Raw genomic sequence first — 20468 nt, 5'->3', positions numbered from 1 at the left:
GCCTTGAACTGAGGATTTGTTTGTCTGTTATAAAGAGGAAAACCTGTGCGTTAATAGACAAACGCGATGTGAAAGAAAAAAGGCACCTAGGAAACTAGGTGCCTGCTTTTATACTATCTGCCAGCGCGACGTAAAGCGCTCGATGTAAACTCATTGTCATTAAATGACTGAGAAAAGTCATACATCTTTTCTTGGTTATCTAAACCAATGGCTAAATAGCGACGTGAATTAAGATCGTGGTATACTTCAAGCGTACTCCACTGTGTCGGTACTTCATAGTAGTTAAGACCATAAGCCATTGCTACACGATAAAGTTGGTCACGATTATCGTAAATATCGGTAACATGAACTTGCCAACTGTCTTCGTCAATGTAGAAAACACGTTTTTTGTAAATATGACGGGTGTCATCTTTTAAGTTTGCTTCAACAACCCATACACGGTGTTTTTCGTAACGAGTATGCTCAGGGTTTATATGACCGGGCTTTAAAATATCATCATAAGTTAGCTTGTCGCTGTGAAGCTTGTAGCTATTGTATGGGATGTAAAGCTCTTGCTTACCTTTTAGCGTCCAGTTATAACGATTTGGCGAGCCATTGAACATATCAAAGTCATCAGTTGTACGTAAGCTATCTGCTGCTGTACCCGGTGCATCGTACGCTACATTAGGTGCACGGCGAACACGGCGCTGACCTGAATTGTAAGTCCACGCTTGGCGCGGCGTTAAAATTTGGTCCATAGTTTCATGCACCAATAACGCGGTCCCTGCTAAACGAGCTGGCTCTGTCACTTGCTGTTTAAACTTAAACAAAATATTAGAATCTTGTAGTTCAGCCGGAGTAGCACTTGGATCTGAATATTTAACTAATAACTGCTCATCAAAACCAACATAGTTATATGAACCCGATGCCGTCGGTGCTGCCTGACCGCCAAAACGCTCAATAGACTGACCACGGTAACGAAGTAAATGGTTCCAAATTGCTTCTAAACCCGTTTTAGGGATTGGAAATGGAATACCAATAGCTGTACTTTTAATACCATTTCCGCCTTCAACTAATTCAGCAGACGTTGCAAACTTTTTGGTTGCATCGTACACAAATTGTGGAAAAGACGCAGAACGACGGGTTTCGTACACTGGCATTTTAAACGTATCTGGGTACGCTTCAAATAACGCGATTTGTCCTGGGCTTAAGTTTTCTTTGTATTTATCAATATTACTTTTATCAATAGTGAATAATACTTTATCGGTTGCATAAGGGTCTAAGTGGTGCATACCCGGTTCATAACCTGCTGGAGCAGCAGTAATACCGCCATTCCATGCTGGGATTGAGCCATCAGCATTCGCTGCTTTTTCCGCACCAATTGGACTTAAGTCTTTACCAAGGCGCGCAGCTTCTTCTGGGCTAATTTTAGCCAGCGCTGCGTGGCTTGCAAACAAACTACAAAACGCTGTAGCAATGAGGGTAGGTTTTTTAATCATAATAATGTTACCCCTAGATAGAATATTTTAAGTTAAAAGAAACGTAATCGCGGTCAGAGAAAGTGTTGGTGTCGCCACCACCCCAAAATGAGTTGTAACTTACATCCAAAGACCATGCATTTTGGTAATTAAAGCTCATGGTAGCACCTAGCGACTTACGATCTTCAATGAATAAGAACATTGGATCTGGCGTGTTACCATTTACATCATGAGAAAATACAAAACGTGGTGAGAAGTTAATACCATTGTAAAGGTTGAAGTAATCACCTTTAGCAATTAAGCGGTAGCCCCACGATGAAGCCGTAGCAAACGATTTTTGCTCAGGTCCATTAGATAATGCCATATGTAGTGAAGAGTAATCTGAACTACCAGGCCCCTGAATAACACCACTTCGGCCAGTACCAGAGACATTTAAACGGATCTCATCGTACTCGGGCATGTTATTAATACGAACACCACCAATTTCACCCACAACAGCCCAACTATCAGCGCCTAATGAAGGACCAAATAGATGTGTTGCCGTAAACTGTAATTGTGACGTATTGCGTTCGATATAACCTTTGGCTAACTCGCCTGGCCCAACAACACTTGCATCATCGCCTTTACTCATTTGCGAAATACCTGCAAACTCAGGGCGTAAACCAGCAATAGCTAACTGCTCAGGCATCGCAGCGTAAAGTAGCTCTACGTCATCGATTTGCAGCGGTTCGTCTTCACGAAAAGTAAACTCACCCGCAAAAGCAGTTTCACCAAGCGAGGTGTTAAAGCTTAAACCGTAAAGTTTAATATCTTCAGGGTATTCGTTAGTTGCTTTAGCAAATGCTTTTAAATCGGATACGTTATCAGAGGTAATTTCAGTACTTGCAATCATCGCTAAATCTTGTTGAATTGATGCTTGCGTAAAGTTTGATACGCGACCCGAAATAAGCGGACGACGATTATGGTAATTTACGTGATAAAGCGCTACTTCGGTATCATTCCACTCTGGTAAAAACATACCGAGTCGTAAGCCGTATTGGCCGCCATCATCTGGCTCTGTTTTGCCATCATAGCCTTTACCTTTGAGGGCAACCTTGGTCGGGTGTGTCAAGTACATATTAGCTAATAGCTGTTGACCTGCAGCACTTGATGGATCAATTCCCTGACTTGCAGCTACTTGAGAGTGAGTTGCTATCAAGTTATTTAAACTATTTGTTAAAAATGCTAAATCAATATCAGGATTTGAAGTAAAACCTAGCTGTACGTTTTGTTGATAACCGTTTTCTGCAGCAAAATCATTGGTAGAAAAATAAGTCCCTGCTGCCGGTAGACGAGTTTCATGCCACTGGTATTGGTAAAAACCTTCTAAGGTCATGTTTTCTGTAAGCCCTAACGATGCCCACAACATACCAACCGGAATAAACGCTTCTTTTAGCTCAGCACCTGGTGCTTTTAAACGGTCTATATCGACCGGATTAACGTTAATACCATGTGAAATTAACGTACTTTCACCCCAGTTTACTACTTGTTGACCAATACGAATTGAAAGCGGGTTATTACCATCGTTTAAATCAAAGTTCGCCCATACGTAGGCATCAAGTAAACGAAGGTCGGCACAACTTTGCTCTTTAGTATCATCGTCATCACAAGGGTCTACACCTTGCCCTGATGTTGGATTAACATAAGCACGATCGCCGTCCATTAATTCAAAATCGTAAAAATACATAAAACGGGTAAATAAGCCGAAGTTATCTTTACTTATTGATAAGTCATGCGTGCCTTTTAATAGCTTTGAGAAAGACTCACCGCTATCAAAATTTAAACCGCCCGCGTCACCGTTGTTTGAGTAGGACCCTGGTTGAGCCCAGACATCTTGGGATGAATAAATCGTATTGAGTGCTGGGTTGTAACCCGTCCAATCAAATGATGGATTATTACTCTTACCAATCATATCAAAATTTCGGTCTTCTACCCGAATACTCTGACCATATGAAAAGGTAGAATCGAAGGCGATATCAAAACCACCCACCTCAAATGTTGCAGCCTGTGTCTGTGCTGCAGTTAAACCCATAGCCGCAGCTGTTAAGCCAAGTGCTATTTTATTTTTAACAAAAAGCGATCTTCTTATCATTTTGGTTCCCCCCTGTCGCGGGTATTTTTGTGTGATCAAGTTATTGTTTTTAGTGTAATCGTAACGATAGAAGCGAATCAAACAAATTACAAATGGCCGCCTTCAATCAGTTATATTTTTTATTTGTTCAACGTTTACGTATTGGTAAGACGTCATACCAGATAATTTATACACGTAAATTAACAATAGAACAAACCGAAATTAACAAAAAAGCAATATTAATATGTATTTATAACACAAAAAATGACTGCTAAGCTACTCGTTCGAGACGGATGAACTTGTTTTCATTACTTAAAATGAGTCTAAATCGACCACGGATACCTAGGCTAGAAATAAAAGGTCGAAGGTGATGAGCGGAAAAACGAATTGTTTTACCGCTATCAGCTGTCACTTGGATAGAGCTATACCGTCCATGGTAATAATCCATGCACTTTGTATAGCTCAAATGCATACTAAAGTAATGTTCTATCATGATTTATTGTAAGGCTTTTTCAACCTTTTCAAATAAGTCGTCGCTTAACCCTTCTAAGTTAGCTAATCGCTCTAGTTGGGCCCTCATTGCAGTTGCACGGGTTTCATCATAACGACGCCACGACATAAACGGCGTTAACATACGAGATGCATTTTGCGGATTAATCGCATTAAGCTTAATCAATAAATCGCCAAGTAATGTATAGCCCGTGCCATCTAAACGATGAAACTGTGCGGTATTAAAATGAGAAAAGCTGCCCACTAATGCACGTACTCGGTTTGGATTCGAAAAATCAAAGCAAGGATGCGAGTACAAGGCTTTTATTTTCTCGATAGCATCTTCAGCAGAGTTCATCGCTTGCAAAGCAAACCACTTATCCATTACTAATACATCATGGCGCCATTGAGCGTCAAAATGCTCGAGTAATTGATCCGACAATGGGTGAGCTGCTTTAACCACACTGCTTAACGCACCGAGTACATTGGTCATATTTGTTGAAGATGCAGCCTGCTCAATTAAACTTGCCGCCTCAACACTGTCGGTTTTTGCCAAATAGTGAAGGCACAGCTGTTTGAGCGCACGTATTGCTACCGCTTGGGCACTCACACTGCCATCATCGGTAATGGCTTGGTAACAGCTTAAAAATTCACTGTGCAATTGCGTGGCAATTTGTTGTTCAAATAACTCAATATTAGCCGTTATTTGATCTACCGGTATTATTTCAAATTCAGCAGCTAAGGTATCAAAACTTGGCAACTTCAACAGTTCAGCAACTAGCGCTAAATCGCCCTCACGCTGAGATAGCAATGCGCGAAGTGCATCAATCACATCTTCACTCAAAGGAGTCTTACTTGCTGAAGTAACATTGGCTTTAAGTGCGTTAATAAATAACTGCTGTTGTGCATCCCAGCGTGAAAAGTCGCTACGCGCAAAACGCATAATATGTAATAAATCCGCTTCACTAATAGATTGATTTAAAATACATGGGGCTGAAAAATCTTCGAGCAATACAGCGGTTGGGTTACTGTGAATATTATCAAAGTGAAATGTTTGCGAGCTATTTGTTACATCCAGTACATGATCAAGCTGCTTGCCTTGGTACTGTAATGCAATACTCTGCCCTTGAGAGTCTAAAAGCTCAATAGCAAAAGGAATATGTAACATTGCATTGTCAGGCTGATTCGCTGGCGTAAGCTGCTCTACGCTAAGCGAAAACGTTTGCGCAGCTTCATCATACTTTTTAGTTACGTTCAGGCGAGGTGTACCACAATGGTTATACCAACGCTTAAATTGTGATAAATCAATGGATGATGCATCACTCATTGCTACAACAAAGTCATCACAGGTCACCGCTTGCCCATCATGGCGTTCAAAGTACAAAGCCATGCCTTTTTGAAAGTTTTGCTCACCTAAAAGGGTATGCATCATGCGAATTACTTCTGCCCCTTTGTCGTATACAGTCACAGTGTAAAAGTTATTCATTTCAATTACCTTTTCTGGACGTATCGGATGAGCCATAGGGCCTGCATCTTCACTAAACTGATGAGTACGCATCACTTTTACAGCATCAATTCTATTAAGCGCACGAGAGCCTAAATCACTACTAAATTCTTGATCTCGAAATACCGTCAAGCCTTCTTTTAAAGACAATTGAAACCAGTCACGACAAGTTACACGATTTCCGGTCCAGTTATGAAAGTACTCGTGGCCAACAATAGACTCAATGGTGTGGTAATCTTTATCAGTTGCCGTTTCTTGATTTGCCAACACGCATTTACTGTTAAAAATATTTAACCCTTTATTTTCCATTGCTCCCATATTGAAAAAATCAACGGCAACAATCATATAAATATCAAGGTCGTACTCTAAATTAAAACGAGTTTCATCCCAAGCCATCGCTTTTTTTAGCGACGTCATGGCATGCTCTGTTTTTGGTAAATTTCCTTTATCAACAAATAACGCTAAGGTGACGTCTTTACCACTACGAGTTGTGTACTTGTCGTGTAAAACATCAAAGTCCCCTGCCACTAAAGCGAACAAGTAGCTTGGCTTTTTGAATGGGTCTTGCCATTTTACAAAATGACGTCCATCTTGCGTTTCACCGCTATCAACTTGATTACCATTTGAGAGTAAATGCAGGAATGTTGTATCTGCAATGATAGTAACATCAAAAGTTGAAAGGACATCAGGACGGTCCATATAATAGGTTATTTTTCTAAACCCTTGCGCTTCACATTGGGTACAGTAAGCCCCGCCAGATAAGTACAACCCCTCAAGTGAAGTATTGGTTTGTGGTGATGTTTGCGTCACTATGCTTAGCTGACATTCATCAGGTAAGTTATTAATGATTAATTGCTGATTTATAATTTTATAATCTGTGAGCTCTTCACCCTCTACCGACAAAGAGATCAAAGTTAAGTCTATGCCATCTAATACCAGTGGCGCATTTGAATCGCCAACGCGCTTAAGCGTTAATAAAGCATTTACTTGAGTTTTTAATGGCTGTAAATCAAATGTCAGCTCAGTGTGTTCGATTGAAAAATGAGGGGCTTGGTAGTCTTTTAGGTATTCTGCTTGAGGTTTTTGTAGTTCAGTCATGTTCACTCCAAAAAAATAGCCCCTTTTAGTGATAAAAGGAGCTACTTAAATTAAGCCGTTTGTTTAGGTTTAATACGTAGTATCTTAATTCCTAAGTAAGCGTAAATAACGGCTAAGAAAGGATTTATAAGGTTAAAGAAAGCATAAAGCGCGTAATCAAACGGATTGATTAATAGAACACTTTGCATATACGCACCACAGGTATTCCATGGTATTAGTGGGCTGGTAATTGTGCCGCCATCTTCTAGAGTACGAGATAAGTTAACAGGCTTTAAACCACGCTTTTTGTATTCTTCTTTAAACATCCGCCCAGGCACCACAATGGCAATATACTGGTCCGCAGCAATTACATTGGTACCAATACACGTTGCAATGGTTGAGGCGATAAGAGAGCCAGTGCTTTTTGCTATTTTTAGAATACTTTTAACAAAAATATCAAGTAGCCCTGTTTTCTCCATAATCGCACCAAACATCAGTGCTGTCATGATCAACCATGTAGTGGTTAGCATACCAGACATGCCGCCACCACTCAGTAACGAGTCCATTTTTGCATCGCCCGTATTAATTGTGAAGCCATCAAAAAAGGTGGTCCAAACTAGTTTGAAATAACCGACAAACTCACCCTGAGTCATGTCTATTTGGCTAGCAATTAAGTCCGATTGAAATAACATTGCCCACACCGCGCCAATCACGGCACCAATAGAAATCGCCGGAAACGCTGGCATTTTTCGAATAGCTAATGCGAGTAATACAATTAACGGCACCAACATTTCTAAGCCAATGTTAAAGTTTTGCTGAAGAATTGCAGTTATTTGCTCTATTTGACCCGCCTCTCCCGCAGCAGTAGCGTTAAAGCCCATGAAAATAAAGATGATTAATGCAATGACAAAGCTGGGTACTGTAGTCCAAAGCATATGATGAATATGTTCAAATAAATCTGCACCAGCAACGGCTGGAGCTAAATTGGTTGTTTCCGATAATGGACTAAGCTTATCGCCAAAATAAGCGCCTGATATTACAGCACCCGCGGTAACTGTCGGCTCTAAACCCAGTCCTGAAGCAACACCGAGTAACGCAACACCTATAGTTGCAGCTGTAGTCCATGAACTTCCAATACTCATTGCTACAATGCCACAAATTAAACAACTCGCGGCGTAAAACCAGCTGGGATTGATAATTTGTAGACCGTAATAAATTAATGTCGGAACGGTTCCTGATAATAGCCAAGTTCCGATTAATGCCCCTACCATGAGTAAGATTAAAATCGCACTAAGAGATAAAGTGATCCCCTCAATCATTGCATCTTCTAATTTTTTCCATGTGTAGCCATTTTTTAAACCAATTAACGCCGCAGCGAATGTTGCAAATAACAAGGCAATTTGATTTGGACCTGACGATGAGTCATCACCAAATAAGTACACAGCGGCACCTAATAAACAAATTAATACAGCAATTGGAATGAGTGCATCAAAAAACGAGGCACTTTTAAGTGGTTTTTCTTCAATTGGCTTCAAAATATAGACTCCTACACACATTCGATGCATGTTGATTATTTTTATTAGCACGTACGCGCATTTATTGAGCACTATTGATCTAGCTCAACTTTTGGTAATCCGCGATTATAACAATTTAGCAAATTATCGATAGTAAAAAAGGCGCCTAGGCGCCTTTTTTTTGCAAAGTGAAGCTTATTTTAGCGCTTAGCTACGCGACCATATTTAATATAATCTTGTGTAATAAGTGCAGCTTCTTCAAGAAATGGGTCAAGCTCTTCAATCACCTCTGGTACATCGTCCAGATTTTCTATTGGCTCTTTACCTAAACGATTTAAGCGCTCATTAGTACGGGCTAGTGCGCGTGCCTCATTTTCTTCTTTTTCTTTAATACGCTTTTTCTCAACCAAAGAAATTGTTTTACGATCTTTTTCTTCGTTGTAGCGAGCGATATCTTCAAACACATAATTAAATTCAGGTTCGGCTTTAATACGCTCATTATGCTGCTTTTCAAGTACACTGATAATAGGGTTTAAACGCCCTATTTGCTTATACTTTGCTTTTACTATGCTATCCCACGGCAAGGCATTATCTTGTTTACTTTCACCCCATTCTGCAGGGTCAATGGCTGATGGGAAAGTAATGTCTGGGATCACCCCTTTATGCTGTGTACTACCACCATTAATGCGGTAAAACTTTGCAATCGTATATTGCACACTACCTAATGGGTTATCGTATAAGTCATAAGCACGCGCTAAACCTTTATGCTGCTGCACGGTCCCTTTACCAAAGGTTTGCTCACCAATGATAACGGCGCGGCCATAATCTTGCATTGCTGCGGCAAAAATTTCAGACGCGGATGCGCTGTACCTATCAACAAGCACTGTTAACGGGCCATCATAATAAGTAATGCCGTCACGGTCTTTTTGCTCTTCAATACGGTTGTTTAAGGTATGAATTTGTACTACTGGACCTTGATCAAAAAACAAACCTGATAACTGCGTAGCTTCATATAATGAACCGCCGCCATTTTGACGTAAATCAATAATAATTCCGTCTACGTTTTGTTCTTTGAGTTTAGCCAACTCGACTTTTACATCTTTAGATAAGTTATTGTAAAAACCAGGAATTTCTATTACACCAATTTTGCTGGTTAAATCAGAATAACTGGCTTCAAACACTTCTGATTTGGCAGCTCTGTCTTCTAGACGGATTTTATCACGGGTAATTTCAACCACTTTTGGCGTACCGTGAGCATCCGCACCCTTTAGGTATTGCAAACGCACTTTAGTGCCTTTGGGGCCTTTTATTAAATCAACCACATCATCTAAACGCCAGCCAATTACATCAACAAACTCTTCGCCATCTTGAGCCACACCAATAATGCGGTCATCGGCTTTAATTTGCTCAGATTTGTCTGCCGGGCCTCCAGGCACTAAACTACGAATTACCGTATAGTCTTCATCAGGCGTTAATACCGCACCAATGCCTTCAAGCTCAAGATCCATATCCATTTTGAACTGCTCTGCACGACGTGGAGATAAGTATGAAGTATGTGCTTCAATACTACGTGCAAGTGAATTCATTACAATTTGAAATGCATCTTCAGATTTTGATTGTACAAGACGCTTTTCTGCGTTTTTATAACGCTTGGTCAGCACGTCTTTTATGCCAGGCCAATCTTTACCTGTCATTTTTAACCGTAATGCATCATATTTTACACGCTCGCGCCAAATTTCATCTAATTCAGCTTGCGTAGTCGCCCATGGCGCATCTTCACGGTCATAAAAGTATTCATCTTCAGTGTCGAACGTCATTTCATTTTCAAGTAATGAAAGCGAAAATTCGTAACGTTCAAAACGACGTTTAAGGCTTAAGTTGAAAATATCAAATGTAAACCCTAACTTGCCGCTAATAAGCGCGTTATCGAAACGCTCACGATATTGCTCAAAAGAGTCAATATCGCTTTTCAAAAACACGCTTTTATTAAAATCAAGGGATTCGATGTAACGATCAAACACTTTACTTGAAAGCTCATCGTTAAATCGAACAGGTGTGTAATGCGAACGAGTAAATAGATTAGCCACTCGTTTACTGGCTGTACTGTGCTGACTTTCTTGCTTAAGCAAAGGTAAGTCTTCTAATGTTACCGGCTCTACTGCAGCCAATAATGAACCTGAAAACAGCGCAGCAACTAACGGAATGAGCGTAAACTTTTTACTCATACACAACTCCTTAATTTTTTTCGCAGCTTAAATGATGTATAAGCTGTCGGCTTTGGTTTTAACTTGCATACCGGTCACTAATTCAACGTGAACATCGTCTTTGTTTACTTCAGTGATTACTGCATTAACAAGTGCTTGGCCAAGTTTAACCTTAACCTTATTATTAACCTTGACCTCGCCTGCAGGTAAAGGTTCAACTTTTCCTGAACGCTTAGGTGCAGCGGCTTTTGCTGGTTTTGCTGCAGCCGGTGAGTTTTTAGCCGCATGAGCTGGTTTCTTTTTGAAAGATTTTGCATCTGAATCTTGACGAGGACGCTGCTGCTTTTTACGCTTTGCCATTTTAGCACGGCTTTCTTCCAACGCTTTTTGTGCGTGGTCAATATGCTCTTGCTCAACTTTTTCGCCTTGATTTCCGTCAAGATCGATTCTAAATTCAGATTTAGTAACTGCTTCAAGGTAGCGCCAGTTAGAGGTGTATTTTCTAAGTGCTTGACGAACTTGTGTCTTACTAACTTTTTCAGACCCTTCAATGCGCTCAGCGATATCTTTGAAAATACCTACTTTAAGCGGCTGAATGCCCTCTTTTTGTTTAAAACATTGTGGAAATTCTTGGTATAAGAACTCTAATACTTCATTAATATCTTTTAGCTTGTTTGTGGTTTCCATTTTAGAACCTATTTAATCACATCTTTTCATCAAGGGCAGAATCAACATAGTGGATACACCAATCAACTAACTCTTCAAAGTCAGCTTCAATCACAGCCATATCACCACGTAAATGTTCCCAAATACCATTTATAATTTCATCAATTGAATCACAGTCTAAATCATCAGGTAGACGATCCCATGCCATGTGAATCAAATCATTGAGCGTTTCCGCTACATGTTCTTCATCCCCTTCCCAATCACCAACATCTTGAACGGCAAAAAGGTAGTCTTGAACATTTAGCAAGTCTTTCATTACAGGCTAGCCTCTAAGCATTTTACAAGTGCTTCAAGCCCTGCTTGGTCATCAGTATCAAATCGGCCAATACTTGGGCTATCTATGTCTAGTACCGCAAATACAGATCCATTTTTCATGATAGGTACAACTATCTCAGAATTTGATGCTGCATCACAGGCTATATGACCGTCAAAAGCATGCACATCTGAAATTAATTGGGTTTGCTCGGTCGCCGCAGCAGTGCCACATACCCCTTTTCCTACTGGAATACGAATACAAGCTGGATTGCCTTGAAATGGACCAAGTACCAATTCTGATGGTGAATCCATAAAATAAAAGCCCGCCCAATTCACATCTTCTAAAGAGGTAAATAACAGCGCGCTTATATTTGCCATATTGGCAATTATGTTTGATTCACCGCCTATCAGCGATTCAGTTTGCTTAACTAATGACTGGTAAAAATCGTGCTTTTGCATACCAAACTACTTCTTATTAAACATACAGTAGCTAAAGGTACTCTTTGTCACTAAAAATTGAAACCTTTTGCGGGTAAAAAAAAGGAAATTACATGGTTTTACGACACACTTGATTAAATATTCCGCAATTAACTTTGTACCGATTTACGCAGGCCGAATAAAAACAGTCCAGCGGCAAACCCTGACATCACACTATTGATTAAAAAGATCTCGCCTGTAGTGGCGCTCAAAAGGTAACTAAAAATAGCGCCACCCAGCAAGCCCAGTGTTAATACTCCAGAATAATTTACCTTAGAATACTTAAACATAAGTAAATAACCCGGCACTACAAACGCGGCCATAGTTAAACCCACTATGTGCGCGTTAGCAATAGCGGTCATTAATAGTCCTAAAAAAATAGAAACAGCGTCACCACGCATAGTCAATGCGTAGTAAATCCCCAACATACTGCCAATAATAACGGGAGATAATAATGAAAGTGCGACACTTTTTGCGAGTTGATGTTTCATTGTAAGATCCTTAACAAAAACATAAATCTTTAATTTCTAAGCATGCACTAAGAGCCAAAGCTTATAAATAGAGACTATGGTCGTATTTTCTAACTGAATATGCTTGGTTTTGAAGAAGGTATAGCGAATATGAGGCACAAAAAAGCCCGCAAATAGCGGGCTTATCTGATAATGGTGGAGAGATAGGGATTTGAACCCTAGAGGGGCTATAAACCCCTGCCGGTTTTCAAGACCGGTGCATTCGACCACTCTGCCATCTCTCCGAAAGTGCATAAATTACCAGTAAGAGTGTACTCGTAATTATTTTAATTAGGTGGTGGAGAGATAGGGATTTGAACCCTAGAGGGGCTATAAACCCCTGCCGGTTTTCAAGACCGGTGCATTCGACCACTCTGCCATCTCTCCGCACGGCCTGAATAATAGGGAAACCCATGGGCTTTGTGAAGCTTTTTTTTCATTTATTTGTTCAAGTGATTAAAAAACAACTAATTTGTTTAAACATAAAGCAATGAGAGTAAATCCTAACCGGCGAATGAACTTTTATTTAAATTTAGTTGTCTATTGATCTACAAAGGTTTGCCCAAACATATAAGAGTTGGTAATCTAATTTTAGTTAAATTACAGGAACTACTTAGTTTCACTTACAGGAGCTCTACAATGGCGTTTAATCAATCGTACAATACTGCAAAGCCGGTAATGTCGACCATTGAAACAAACAAGGTGCTTAAAAACACTTATTTTTTACTTGCAATGACACTTGCATTTAGTGCAGTCACTGCCGGTATTTCAATGGCACTGCAATTACCTTATTTTATGGGACTTGTATTTACACTTGTCTCATTTGGTCTGCTTTTTGTTGTTAACAAAAAAGCAGATACAGCATCTGGCGTATTTTGGGTGTTCGCGTTTACAGGATTAATGGGCGCAGGTTTAGGCCCACTACTTAATCACTACGCACAATTACCTAATGGTCCTATGCTAATTATGCAAGCGCTAGGTTCTACGGCGTTAATCTTCTTTGGTTTATCTGCTTATGCACTTAACACTAAAAAAGACTTCTCATTCATGGGTGGTTTTTTAACTGTCGGTTTAATTGTGGTTATTGTGGCAAGTATTGTAAATATTTTCCTAGGTAGCTCGTTAATGTTTATGGTACTAAACGCAGCAGTGGTATTAATTATGTCTGGCCTGATTTTGTTCGACACAAGCAGAATCATTAATGGTGGCGAAACAAATTATATCCGTGCAACCGTATCTTTATACCTAAGTGTATATAACCTATTTACGTCATTACTTGCCTTACTTGGCGCAAATAATGACTAATTAAATAGTTCTGTTAAAATAGCCCCTTTATTGGGGCTTTTTTATTGGAATAGTTTTGGCACGCTTTGTACTTTCTTTACATACTCCACCATCAGATCACGATACCACACAACGTATTGTTAAATTTGCTCATGCCTGCCTAGCGCAAGGACATAGCGTTGATGCGTTATTCTTATACCAAGATGGTATTTATCACGCTTCAACTCATTTTGAGCTCGCCTCAGATGAGTTAAACCCTCCCTCACTTTGGCATCAGCTCGCAGAAAAAAACATAAAGCTTATGCTATGCGTTACTGCGGCTGAAAAGCGTGGCTTAGACATAAAAAATACTGGCGAATTTGCTGTGGCAGGTTTAGCTGAATTTGCCATGCTGGCCAGTGAAGCGGATAAATGGATACAATTTAAATGATTAATGTACTCGTAATTAGTCAATCAAGCCCATTTGATGACATGCACATCCGCGATGCACTTGATATGACCCTTATTTTTGCTGCCGTTGATCAAAATATTAGCTGGTTGTTTAGTGGTCCAGCCGTGTTAGCGCTGAAAAGAAACCAAAATCCAAATACCTTAGGCATCAAAGATTTTTTCAAAAACATTAAAACGTTAGAAATTTATGATGTTGAAAATATTTACGTCTGTGAGAAATCACTGATTGATTATGGTTTAAGTAAAAGTGAACTGCTCATTGAAGCAAACATAGTAAACTTTAACGCCCAAAAACAGCTAATTCACAATCAGCAGCATGTGGTGACCCTATGAGCACTTTACATATTTTTTCAAAACCACTGAATTACTACAGTACCCACAGCTTAGACAATCTGATTATGCTCACAGACAGTGTGTTACTCGTGGGTGATGCTTGCTTTGCTAAAGAACAATACAGACAGTTTGCTGACTCACTTTATATTTTAAAAGATGATGCAGACGCTCGCGATATATCTTTAAATTTGAATGATAAAGCAATTAGCTATGATGAGTTCGTTACGCTTAGTTTATCATCTAAACAATCAATTACTTGGTGATCAATGCTGGAATTTAATAATCAAACAATAGACACTGATAAGCAAGGTTACCTGCTAGATCATACTAAGTGGTCAAAAGAGTTGGCCAATGTTATTGCAGAACAAGAAAACATTACGTTAACTGAGCAACACTGGGAAGTTGTGAATTTTGTGCGCGCGTTTTATCTTGAATACAATACCAGCCCAGCCATTAGAATGTTAGTCAAAGCCATGGCTAAAGCACTCGGTGAGGATAAAGGGAACAGCATGTACTTATACAAGCTTTTTCCTAAAGGGCCGGCCAAACAAGCGACGAAAATAGCGGGTTTACCTAAACCTGCACGGTGTATTTAATGAAACACAAATCTGAACATTCGCCCTCTTCAAAGGGCAAACGCAATACAGGTCGTACTTATTCTCGAACTGGTATTAATAAAAGTACAGTAAAAAGACCAATAAAGTCGCCAATAGCGCAAAGCGATAAAAAAGTCATTTTATTTAATAAACCCTATGATGTGCTTTGTCAGTTTACTGACGATCAAAATAGACAAACATTGGCTGATTTTATTCCCATAAAGGATGTTTACGCAGCAGGTCGTTTAGACAGAGACAGCGAAGGCTTGTTGTTATTAACAAACTGCGGCAAGTTACAAAACACGCTCACAGCACCTGGTAAAAAAACCAACAAAACTTATTGGGTTCAAGTCGAGGGGATCCCAACAAAAGCTTCTATTGATGCTTTAAATAAAGGTGTTGAACTCAAAGATGGCATTACCTTGCCCGCTAAGGTAACTTTGATGGATGAACCAACGCTTTGGCCTCGTACACCGCCGGTTCGAGAACGTAAATCAATACCGACCTCATGGTTGAGTATTACTATTAACGAGGGCAGAAACCGTCAAGTTAGACGAATGACAGCTCATGTTGGCCACCCTACTTTGCGTTTAATTCGCTACAGTATCGGTAAATACACGCTAGAGGGAATAAATAGCGGAGAATTCAAAGAAATTGATAATTAACCATCAAGTTACGTTAATTATCTAATTATCTGTAGCTAAAGCAATACAATTTCTTCCTTGTTTTTTCGCGTAATAAAGTGCGTTATCTGCTTGTTTAAAAAATTGTGCATGATCGCCATCGTGTTCATGCTCTATGGTGTTTATTCCCATACTGACAGACAATATACCAGTAAAGCTGTCTTTGTGGGGAATGGCCATTTTTTCAATCGATTTTTGTATTTGTTCGGCAATAAATAATGCCCCTTGCTTATCTGTTTGGGGTAACAGCACGACAAACTCTTCTCCTCCGAATCGCGCAACAAAATCTTCTGGCCTGCAGACGGTTTCAGCTAATTTTTGCGCAACTTGAAATAAACATTTATCTCCTTCGAGATGACCATACCGGTCGTTATACTTTTTAAAATTATCGATATCAATAATGATCATCGAAAGCTCACGATGCTCGTTCGATAACTTGTTAAATTCAGACGTTAGTTTTTCATCAAAGCGCCGCCTGTTGGCTATTTTAGTGAGTGAGTCTAAAAACGCCATATCACTGAGTATTTCTTGAGTTTTTAAACGCTCAGTAGCATCGTTGAATATAGCAATAAATTCTCCTTCAACACTGATACCAGAAACTTGCATCACAATCTCACTGCCATCTTTACAAGAAATTCTGTAATCATTAGCTGGAATATCATCATTATTTTGATTGGCTTGCTCAAGTGACTCCTGCCATAACGTTTGTGCAAATGTTCTGTAATCTTTTTCAGGGTAGGCTAATTTCCACCAAACATTAAGATTAGGTACGTCTTGTAACGTGTAACCAAATACATCAATAAAACGTTGGTTCACTTTTAAAATATCACCAGTTACCATACAAACATCACATACCGGTAAGGGTAGAATCGTGAATAACCGCGCATAATGACTCAGCTCATGCTTGCGCATAGGGTGTTGGGTAGTGCTTATAACATTATAGTCTTGTTCTTTGTTTTCACGTTCAAGCGATACATTCATTGAAGCGACAAAATGCCACTCTACCCACCATTTCTCTAACTGGCTTAAAATTGCCTTTTGTGATGATTTTAAAGAGCCTAAAGAGGATTCTATAAGCCTAAACAGCTCAACAATCGGATTAGGCTCTTGATAAAGATAGGGAGCTGGCACAGTTATAATGTCATAGAATAACTTATAAGCTGATTCTTTGAATTGCTGTAGTGAATAATCGTCTTCAAAAGTAAGATTTGACACCGTTTTTTCGGACGCATCCAGCACAAACGACTTAACCAAATGTGATTGCGAGGCGTAATTCATATATTCATTCCATTGATTATATTTTAGGTTATTTAAGTATTTACGTGTTTAGATACTAATTAAGATATGGTAGGTAATCTCAAATGTAAAGTTTTGTTAATGAAGAATAGCGCTACGTAATTAAATACGACAAAAGCAACTTACAAAGTATGAAGCCATCAATATAATCCATCCCTTTTCATTAGCCTAAAAATGAGTAAATTACACACAAAACTACGCCTTACTAACTATTGGATGGAAAAAGTTACAACAAAATCTATTCAATCCCCCATCCTCTCTTTAAGCACCAACAAAATACATGCTATAATCGCGGCCTTTCCAAGTTAACAGTAATCTGTATAAGCGAAATTATTCATGAGCGAAAATAGTCACATTAAAGTCATCGTTGGTATGTCCGGCGGTGTTGATTCTTCTGTATCTGCATATTTATTAAAACAGCAAGGCTACCAAGTAGAAGGCTTGTTTATGAAGAACTGGGAAGAAGATGACAATGATGAATATTGCGCTGCTGCTGAAGATTTAAAAGATGCACAAGCTGTATGTGACAAGTTAGGCATTGAACTTCATACCGTTAATTTTGCTGCTGAATACTGGGATAATGTATTTGAATACTTTTTAGCAGAATACAAAGCGGGTCGTACACCCAACCCAGATATAATGTGTAATAAAGAAATAAAATTTAAAGCGTTTTTAGAGTTTGCTGCGCAAGCACTTGGTGCTGATTTTATTGCAACTGGTCACTATGTGCGCCGAGAGCTACGCGATGACAAATACGTAATGTGCCGAGGCCTAGACGATAACAAAGATCAAAGCTACTTTTTGTATACACTAAGCCATGAGCATATTGCGCAAACACTATTTCCTGTCGGAGATATTGCCAAACCAGAAGTACGCCGCATTGCTGAAGAACAGGATTTAATTACCCATGATAAAAAAGACAGCACCGGCATTTGTTTCATTGGCGAGCGTAAATTCAAAGATTTTCTGCAAAAGTTTTTGCCTGCACAACCTGGAGTAATTGAAGACACCGATGGTAACAATGTAGGTGAGCATGAAGGCTTGATGTATCACACCCTTGGCCAGCGTAAAGGTTTATTAATTGGTGGCATGAAAGAAGGCTCGGGCGAACCATGGTACGTGGTAGATAAAGATATAGAACGAAATGTTCTTGTTGTTGGTCAAGGTAAAGATCACCCTAGCTTGTACAGTAACGGCCTTAATGCAAACCAATTACACTGGGTAGATCGCGTTGGCCCGCAAGGTACAACTCGCTGCACCGTTAAAACTCGCTACCGTCAAGAAGACTTAAGCTGTACATTACTCGTTGGAGAAGATGGTATGGCACGCGTATTGTTTGATGAGCCGCAAAAAGCCGTTACCCCAGGACAATCCGCCGTATTTTACGCTGATGAAGTCTGTTTAGGCGGTGGTATTATTGATTCGGTGATTAAGTAATGAATCAACATCAAGTCATGGCACTTGCTGCCATGTGCCAAGTAGCAAAACAAGTACAAAAGGTTGCTCAATACGGTCGTTGTGATGAACATGACTTATCAACGTTGTTATCAAGTATTGTGCAAACCTCCCCCGCCTCTCCTGAGGATGTATACCAAGGCACACAAAATTTGCGTGATGGCTATAAAACATTAATGGCACAACTGAGTGCCGGTGCTCAAAAAGATGTTGAAATAGTTAAATACGTGGGTGGCTTAATGCAGTTAGAGCGAGCCCTTAGTGCCAATAGTAAGAGCCTCAATGAATTAGGTAAACGTATTGATGATATTCATCGTCGTTTAGATCATTTTGCTATTACCGATGACAGTGTTGTTGCCGGTTTAGCAGATATATACTCGTCGGTGCTAAGCCCCCTTGGGCACCGAATCCAGGTTTATGGTAAACCCGAGTTATTAAAACAGCAGCTCACTCAAAACAAAATCCGTGCGTTACTTTTAGCCGGCATTCGTAGTGCAGTATTATGGCGTCAAATGGGCGGCAAACGTCGTCATTTCTTTTTTGCAAAAAGAAAAATTCTCGCCATTGCTAAAACAAAAATTTAATTATCGTTCAAACTAAAATTTAGGAGTTATTATGGAGCTTTCAGCGTTAACGGCTATCTCTCCGGTTGATGGTCGCTACGGCAGCAAAACCACTGAACTACGCAGTATTTTTAGCGAATTTGGATTAATCAAATACCGCGTAACCGTTGAAGTGCGTTGGTTGCAAGCGTTAGCTGCAGCAAGCGATATAAAAGAAGTCCCAGCTTTAAGCGAGCAAGCAAACGGACTATTAAATGCTATCGTCGATAACTTCTGTGAAGCCGATGCACAGCGTGTTAAAGACATTGAACGCACCACTAACCATGATGTAAAAGCCGTAGAGTACCTACTAAAAGAAAAAGTAGCTGATAACGCTGAATTACATGCCATTAATGAATTTATTCACTTTGCATGTACATCTGAAGATATTAATAATCTATCTCACGGTTTAATGTTAAGTGAAGCACGTAACAATGTTATTTTACCTTATTGCGATGAACTATTAAGCGCAATTAAAGAAAAAGCTGTTGAATACAAAGCCATTCCAATGATGACTCGTACGCATGGGCAACCTGCAACCCCATCAACTATGGGTAAAGAGTTTGCAAACGTATACATGCGTTTAAAGCGTCAACGTGATCAAATTGCCCAAGTAGAAATGCTAGGCAAAGTAAATGGTGCTGTAGGTAACTACAATGCTCACCTAAGTGCTTACCCTGATTACGACTGGCATACTCACGCAGATAAATTTGTAGCTAGCCTAGGTTTAACACTTAACCCGTTTACCACACAAATTGAACCGCATGACTACATTGCAGAACTATTTGATGCTATTGCGCGTTTTAATACTATATTGCTCGATTTTGACCGCGATATGTGGGGATACATTGCGCTTAATCACTTCAAGCAAAAAACCATTGCTGGTGAAATTGGCTCATCAACTATGCCACATAAAGTAAACCCTATTGATTTTGAAAACTCAGAAGGTAACTTAGGTTTAGCTAATGCCATATTAGGTCACTTAGCGCAAAAGCTGCCTGTTTCTCGTTGGCAACGTGATTTAACTGACTCAACCGTATTACGTAATTTAGGTGTAGGTATGGGTTATGCTGTTATTGCATACCAATCAACACTTAAAGGTGTAAGCAAGCTAGAAGTTAGCGAACAACGTTTAGCCGATGAGCTTGACCAAAACTGGGAGCTATTAGCAGAGCCAATTCAAACAGTAATGCGTAAATACGGCATTGAAAAGCCGTATGAAAAGCTAAAAGATTTAACGCGTGGTAAACGTGTAAATCAAGAAATTATGGCTGACTTCATTGATGGTTTAGATTTACCAGACGCTGCAAAAGCAGAAATGAAAAAGCTAACCCCAGCCAACTACATTGGTCGCGCTGTTGAGTTTATTGATGATTTAGTTTAATTACTCTAATCTACTAATAAAAAAGCGAAAGGTACCTGCCTTTCGCTTTTTTATTTGGGTCTT

Annotated in this window: 20 protein-coding genes and 2 tRNA genes; 9 read left to right on the top strand and 13 right to left on the bottom strand. The window is 39.6% G+C overall.

What is annotated here, in order from left to right; translation table 11 throughout:
• Nucleotides 1–113: 113 nt before the first annotated feature.
• From ACZ5WS_RS11170 to ACZ5WS_RS11115, 12 genes are all read right to left on the bottom strand, one after another.
• Entirely contained in the window at nucleotides 114–1478 is a 1365-nt protein-coding gene (locus ACZ5WS_RS11170; protein ID WP_010390152.1) for a DUF1329 domain-containing protein, read from the bottom strand.
• Between the two features lie 13 nt (nucleotides 1479–1491).
• Nucleotides 1492–3588: a DUF1302 domain-containing protein gene (locus ACZ5WS_RS11165; protein WP_464708656.1), complete on the bottom strand. Its 2097-nt coding sequence runs from the start codon at nucleotides 3586–3588 to the stop codon at nucleotides 1492–1494.
• Between the two features lie 250 nt (nucleotides 3589–3838).
• The gene (locus ACZ5WS_RS11160; protein ID WP_138606059.1) at nucleotides 3839–4060 is read right to left on the bottom strand and encodes a DUF2835 domain-containing protein; all 222 of its coding nucleotides are present in this window, start codon (nucleotides 4058–4060) and stop codon (nucleotides 3839–3841) included.
• 3 nt (nucleotides 4061–4063) lie between these two features.
• Nucleotides 4064–6658 (bottom strand): aminopeptidase N, encoded by a 2595-nt coding sequence (pepN, locus tag ACZ5WS_RS11155; RefSeq protein ID WP_464708655.1) that lies wholly within the window; start codon nucleotides 6656–6658, stop codon nucleotides 4064–4066.
• 50 nt (nucleotides 6659–6708) lie between these two features.
• A complete protein-coding gene (gene nhaC / locus ACZ5WS_RS11150; RefSeq protein ID WP_138606189.1) occupies nucleotides 6709–8193 on the bottom strand; it encodes a Na+/H+ antiporter NhaC in 1485 nt (494 codons plus the stop codon).
• Between the two features lie 158 nt (nucleotides 8194–8351).
• Complete coding sequence (gene prc / locus ACZ5WS_RS11145; protein WP_464708654.1) at nucleotides 8352–10376, bottom strand: carboxy terminal-processing peptidase; 2025 nt, start codon at nucleotides 10374–10376, stop codon at nucleotides 8352–8354.
• Nucleotides 10377–10403: 27 nt separating this feature from the next.
• Nucleotides 10404–11042, bottom strand: coding sequence for an RNA chaperone ProQ (gene proQ, locus ACZ5WS_RS11140; RefSeq protein ID WP_198523240.1), 639 nt, complete (start codon nucleotides 11040–11042; stop codon nucleotides 10404–10406).
• Between the two features lie 16 nt (nucleotides 11043–11058).
• Nucleotides 11059–11337 carry a hypothetical protein gene (locus ACZ5WS_RS11135; RefSeq protein ID WP_138606053.1) on the bottom strand — a complete coding sequence of 93 codons (279 nt, stop codon included), beginning with the start codon at nucleotides 11335–11337 and terminating at the stop codon, nucleotides 11059–11061.
• Nucleotides 11337–11795, bottom strand: a complete 459-nt coding sequence (locus ACZ5WS_RS11130) for a GAF domain-containing protein (protein ID WP_054201014.1) — start codon at nucleotides 11793–11795, stop codon at nucleotides 11337–11339. Before ACZ5WS_RS11130 ends, ACZ5WS_RS11135 begins: the two co-directional genes overlap by 1 nt.
• 128 nt (nucleotides 11796–11923) lie before the next feature.
• On the bottom strand, nucleotides 11924–12304 hold the full coding sequence (locus ACZ5WS_RS11125) for a hypothetical protein (RefSeq protein WP_008112036.1): 381 nt from the start codon (nucleotides 12302–12304) through the stop codon (nucleotides 11924–11926).
• Nucleotides 12305–12476: 172 nt separating this feature from the next.
• Nucleotides 12477–12567: transfer RNA gene (locus ACZ5WS_RS11120), tRNA-Ser, on the bottom strand.
• A 51-nt stretch (nucleotides 12568–12618) separates the two neighbouring features.
• Nucleotides 12619–12709: transfer RNA gene (locus ACZ5WS_RS11115), tRNA-Ser, on the bottom strand.
• Between the two features lie 252 nt (nucleotides 12710–12961).
• On the opposite strand from ACZ5WS_RS11115, the gene ACZ5WS_RS11110 reads away from it, so the two are divergent.
• From ACZ5WS_RS11110 to ACZ5WS_RS11085, 6 genes are read left to right on the top strand one after another with little or no spacing between them, the layout of a single operon-like run.
• Complete coding sequence (locus tag ACZ5WS_RS11110) at nucleotides 12962–13627, top strand: Bax inhibitor-1/YccA family protein (protein WP_008112034.1); 666 nt, start codon at nucleotides 12962–12964, stop codon at nucleotides 13625–13627.
• A 55-nt stretch (nucleotides 13628–13682) separates the two neighbouring features.
• Nucleotides 13683–14036: a sulfurtransferase complex subunit TusD gene (tusD, locus tag ACZ5WS_RS11105; protein ID WP_076918641.1), complete on the top strand. Its 354-nt coding sequence runs from the start codon at nucleotides 13683–13685 to the stop codon at nucleotides 14034–14036.
• Nucleotides 14033–14389: a sulfurtransferase complex subunit TusC gene (gene tusC, locus ACZ5WS_RS11100; protein WP_464708653.1), complete on the top strand. Its 357-nt coding sequence runs from the start codon at nucleotides 14033–14035 to the stop codon at nucleotides 14387–14389. Before tusD ends, tusC begins: the two co-directional genes overlap by 4 nt.
• On the top strand, nucleotides 14386–14652 hold the full coding sequence (locus tag ACZ5WS_RS11095) for a DsrH/TusB family sulfur metabolism protein (RefSeq protein ID WP_464708652.1): 267 nt from the start codon (nucleotides 14386–14388) through the stop codon (nucleotides 14650–14652). Before tusC ends, ACZ5WS_RS11095 begins: the two co-directional genes overlap by 4 nt.
• A 3-nt stretch (nucleotides 14653–14655) precedes the next feature.
• Nucleotides 14656–14985: a TusE/DsrC/DsvC family sulfur relay protein gene (locus ACZ5WS_RS11090; RefSeq protein ID WP_131691099.1), complete on the top strand. Its 330-nt coding sequence runs from the start codon at nucleotides 14656–14658 to the stop codon at nucleotides 14983–14985.
• A complete protein-coding gene (locus ACZ5WS_RS11085) occupies nucleotides 14985–15650 on the top strand; it encodes a pseudouridine synthase (RefSeq protein WP_464708651.1) in 666 nt (221 codons plus the stop codon). The genes ACZ5WS_RS11090 and ACZ5WS_RS11085 overlap by 1 nt, the downstream gene beginning before the upstream one ends.
• Nucleotides 15651–15671: 21 nt before the next feature.
• Here the strand turns inward: ACZ5WS_RS11085 and ACZ5WS_RS11080 are convergent, their stop codons facing one another.
• The gene (locus tag ACZ5WS_RS11080) at nucleotides 15672–16946 is read right to left on the bottom strand and encodes a sensor domain-containing diguanylate cyclase (RefSeq protein WP_464708650.1); all 1275 of its coding nucleotides are present in this window, start codon (nucleotides 16944–16946) and stop codon (nucleotides 15672–15674) included.
• Nucleotides 16947–17300: 354 nt separating this feature from the next.
• Here ACZ5WS_RS11080 and mnmA point away from each other — a divergent pair, with 354 nt between their 5' ends.
• From mnmA to purB, 3 genes are read left to right on the top strand one after another with little or no spacing between them, the layout of a single operon-like run.
• Nucleotides 17301–18401, top strand: coding sequence for a tRNA 2-thiouridine(34) synthase MnmA (gene mnmA / locus ACZ5WS_RS11075; RefSeq protein WP_464708649.1), 1101 nt, complete (start codon nucleotides 17301–17303; stop codon nucleotides 18399–18401).
• Nucleotides 18401–19003, top strand: coding sequence for a high frequency lysogenization protein HflD (gene hflD / locus ACZ5WS_RS11070; protein ID WP_055012553.1), 603 nt, complete (start codon nucleotides 18401–18403; stop codon nucleotides 19001–19003). The genes mnmA and hflD overlap by 1 nt, the downstream gene beginning before the upstream one ends.
• A 31-nt stretch (nucleotides 19004–19034) precedes the next feature.
• Entirely contained in the window at nucleotides 19035–20405 is a 1371-nt protein-coding gene (gene purB, locus ACZ5WS_RS11065; RefSeq protein WP_464708648.1) for an adenylosuccinate lyase, read from the top strand.
• The last annotated feature ends 63 nt before the right edge of the window (nucleotides 20406–20468 follow it).

The sequence above is a fragment of the Pseudoalteromonas sp. 11L1 genome (assembly GCF_055397545.1).
The sequence above is the reverse complement of the archived record's forward strand: the minus strand, read 5'-3'. Positions and strand labels throughout refer to the sequence as shown.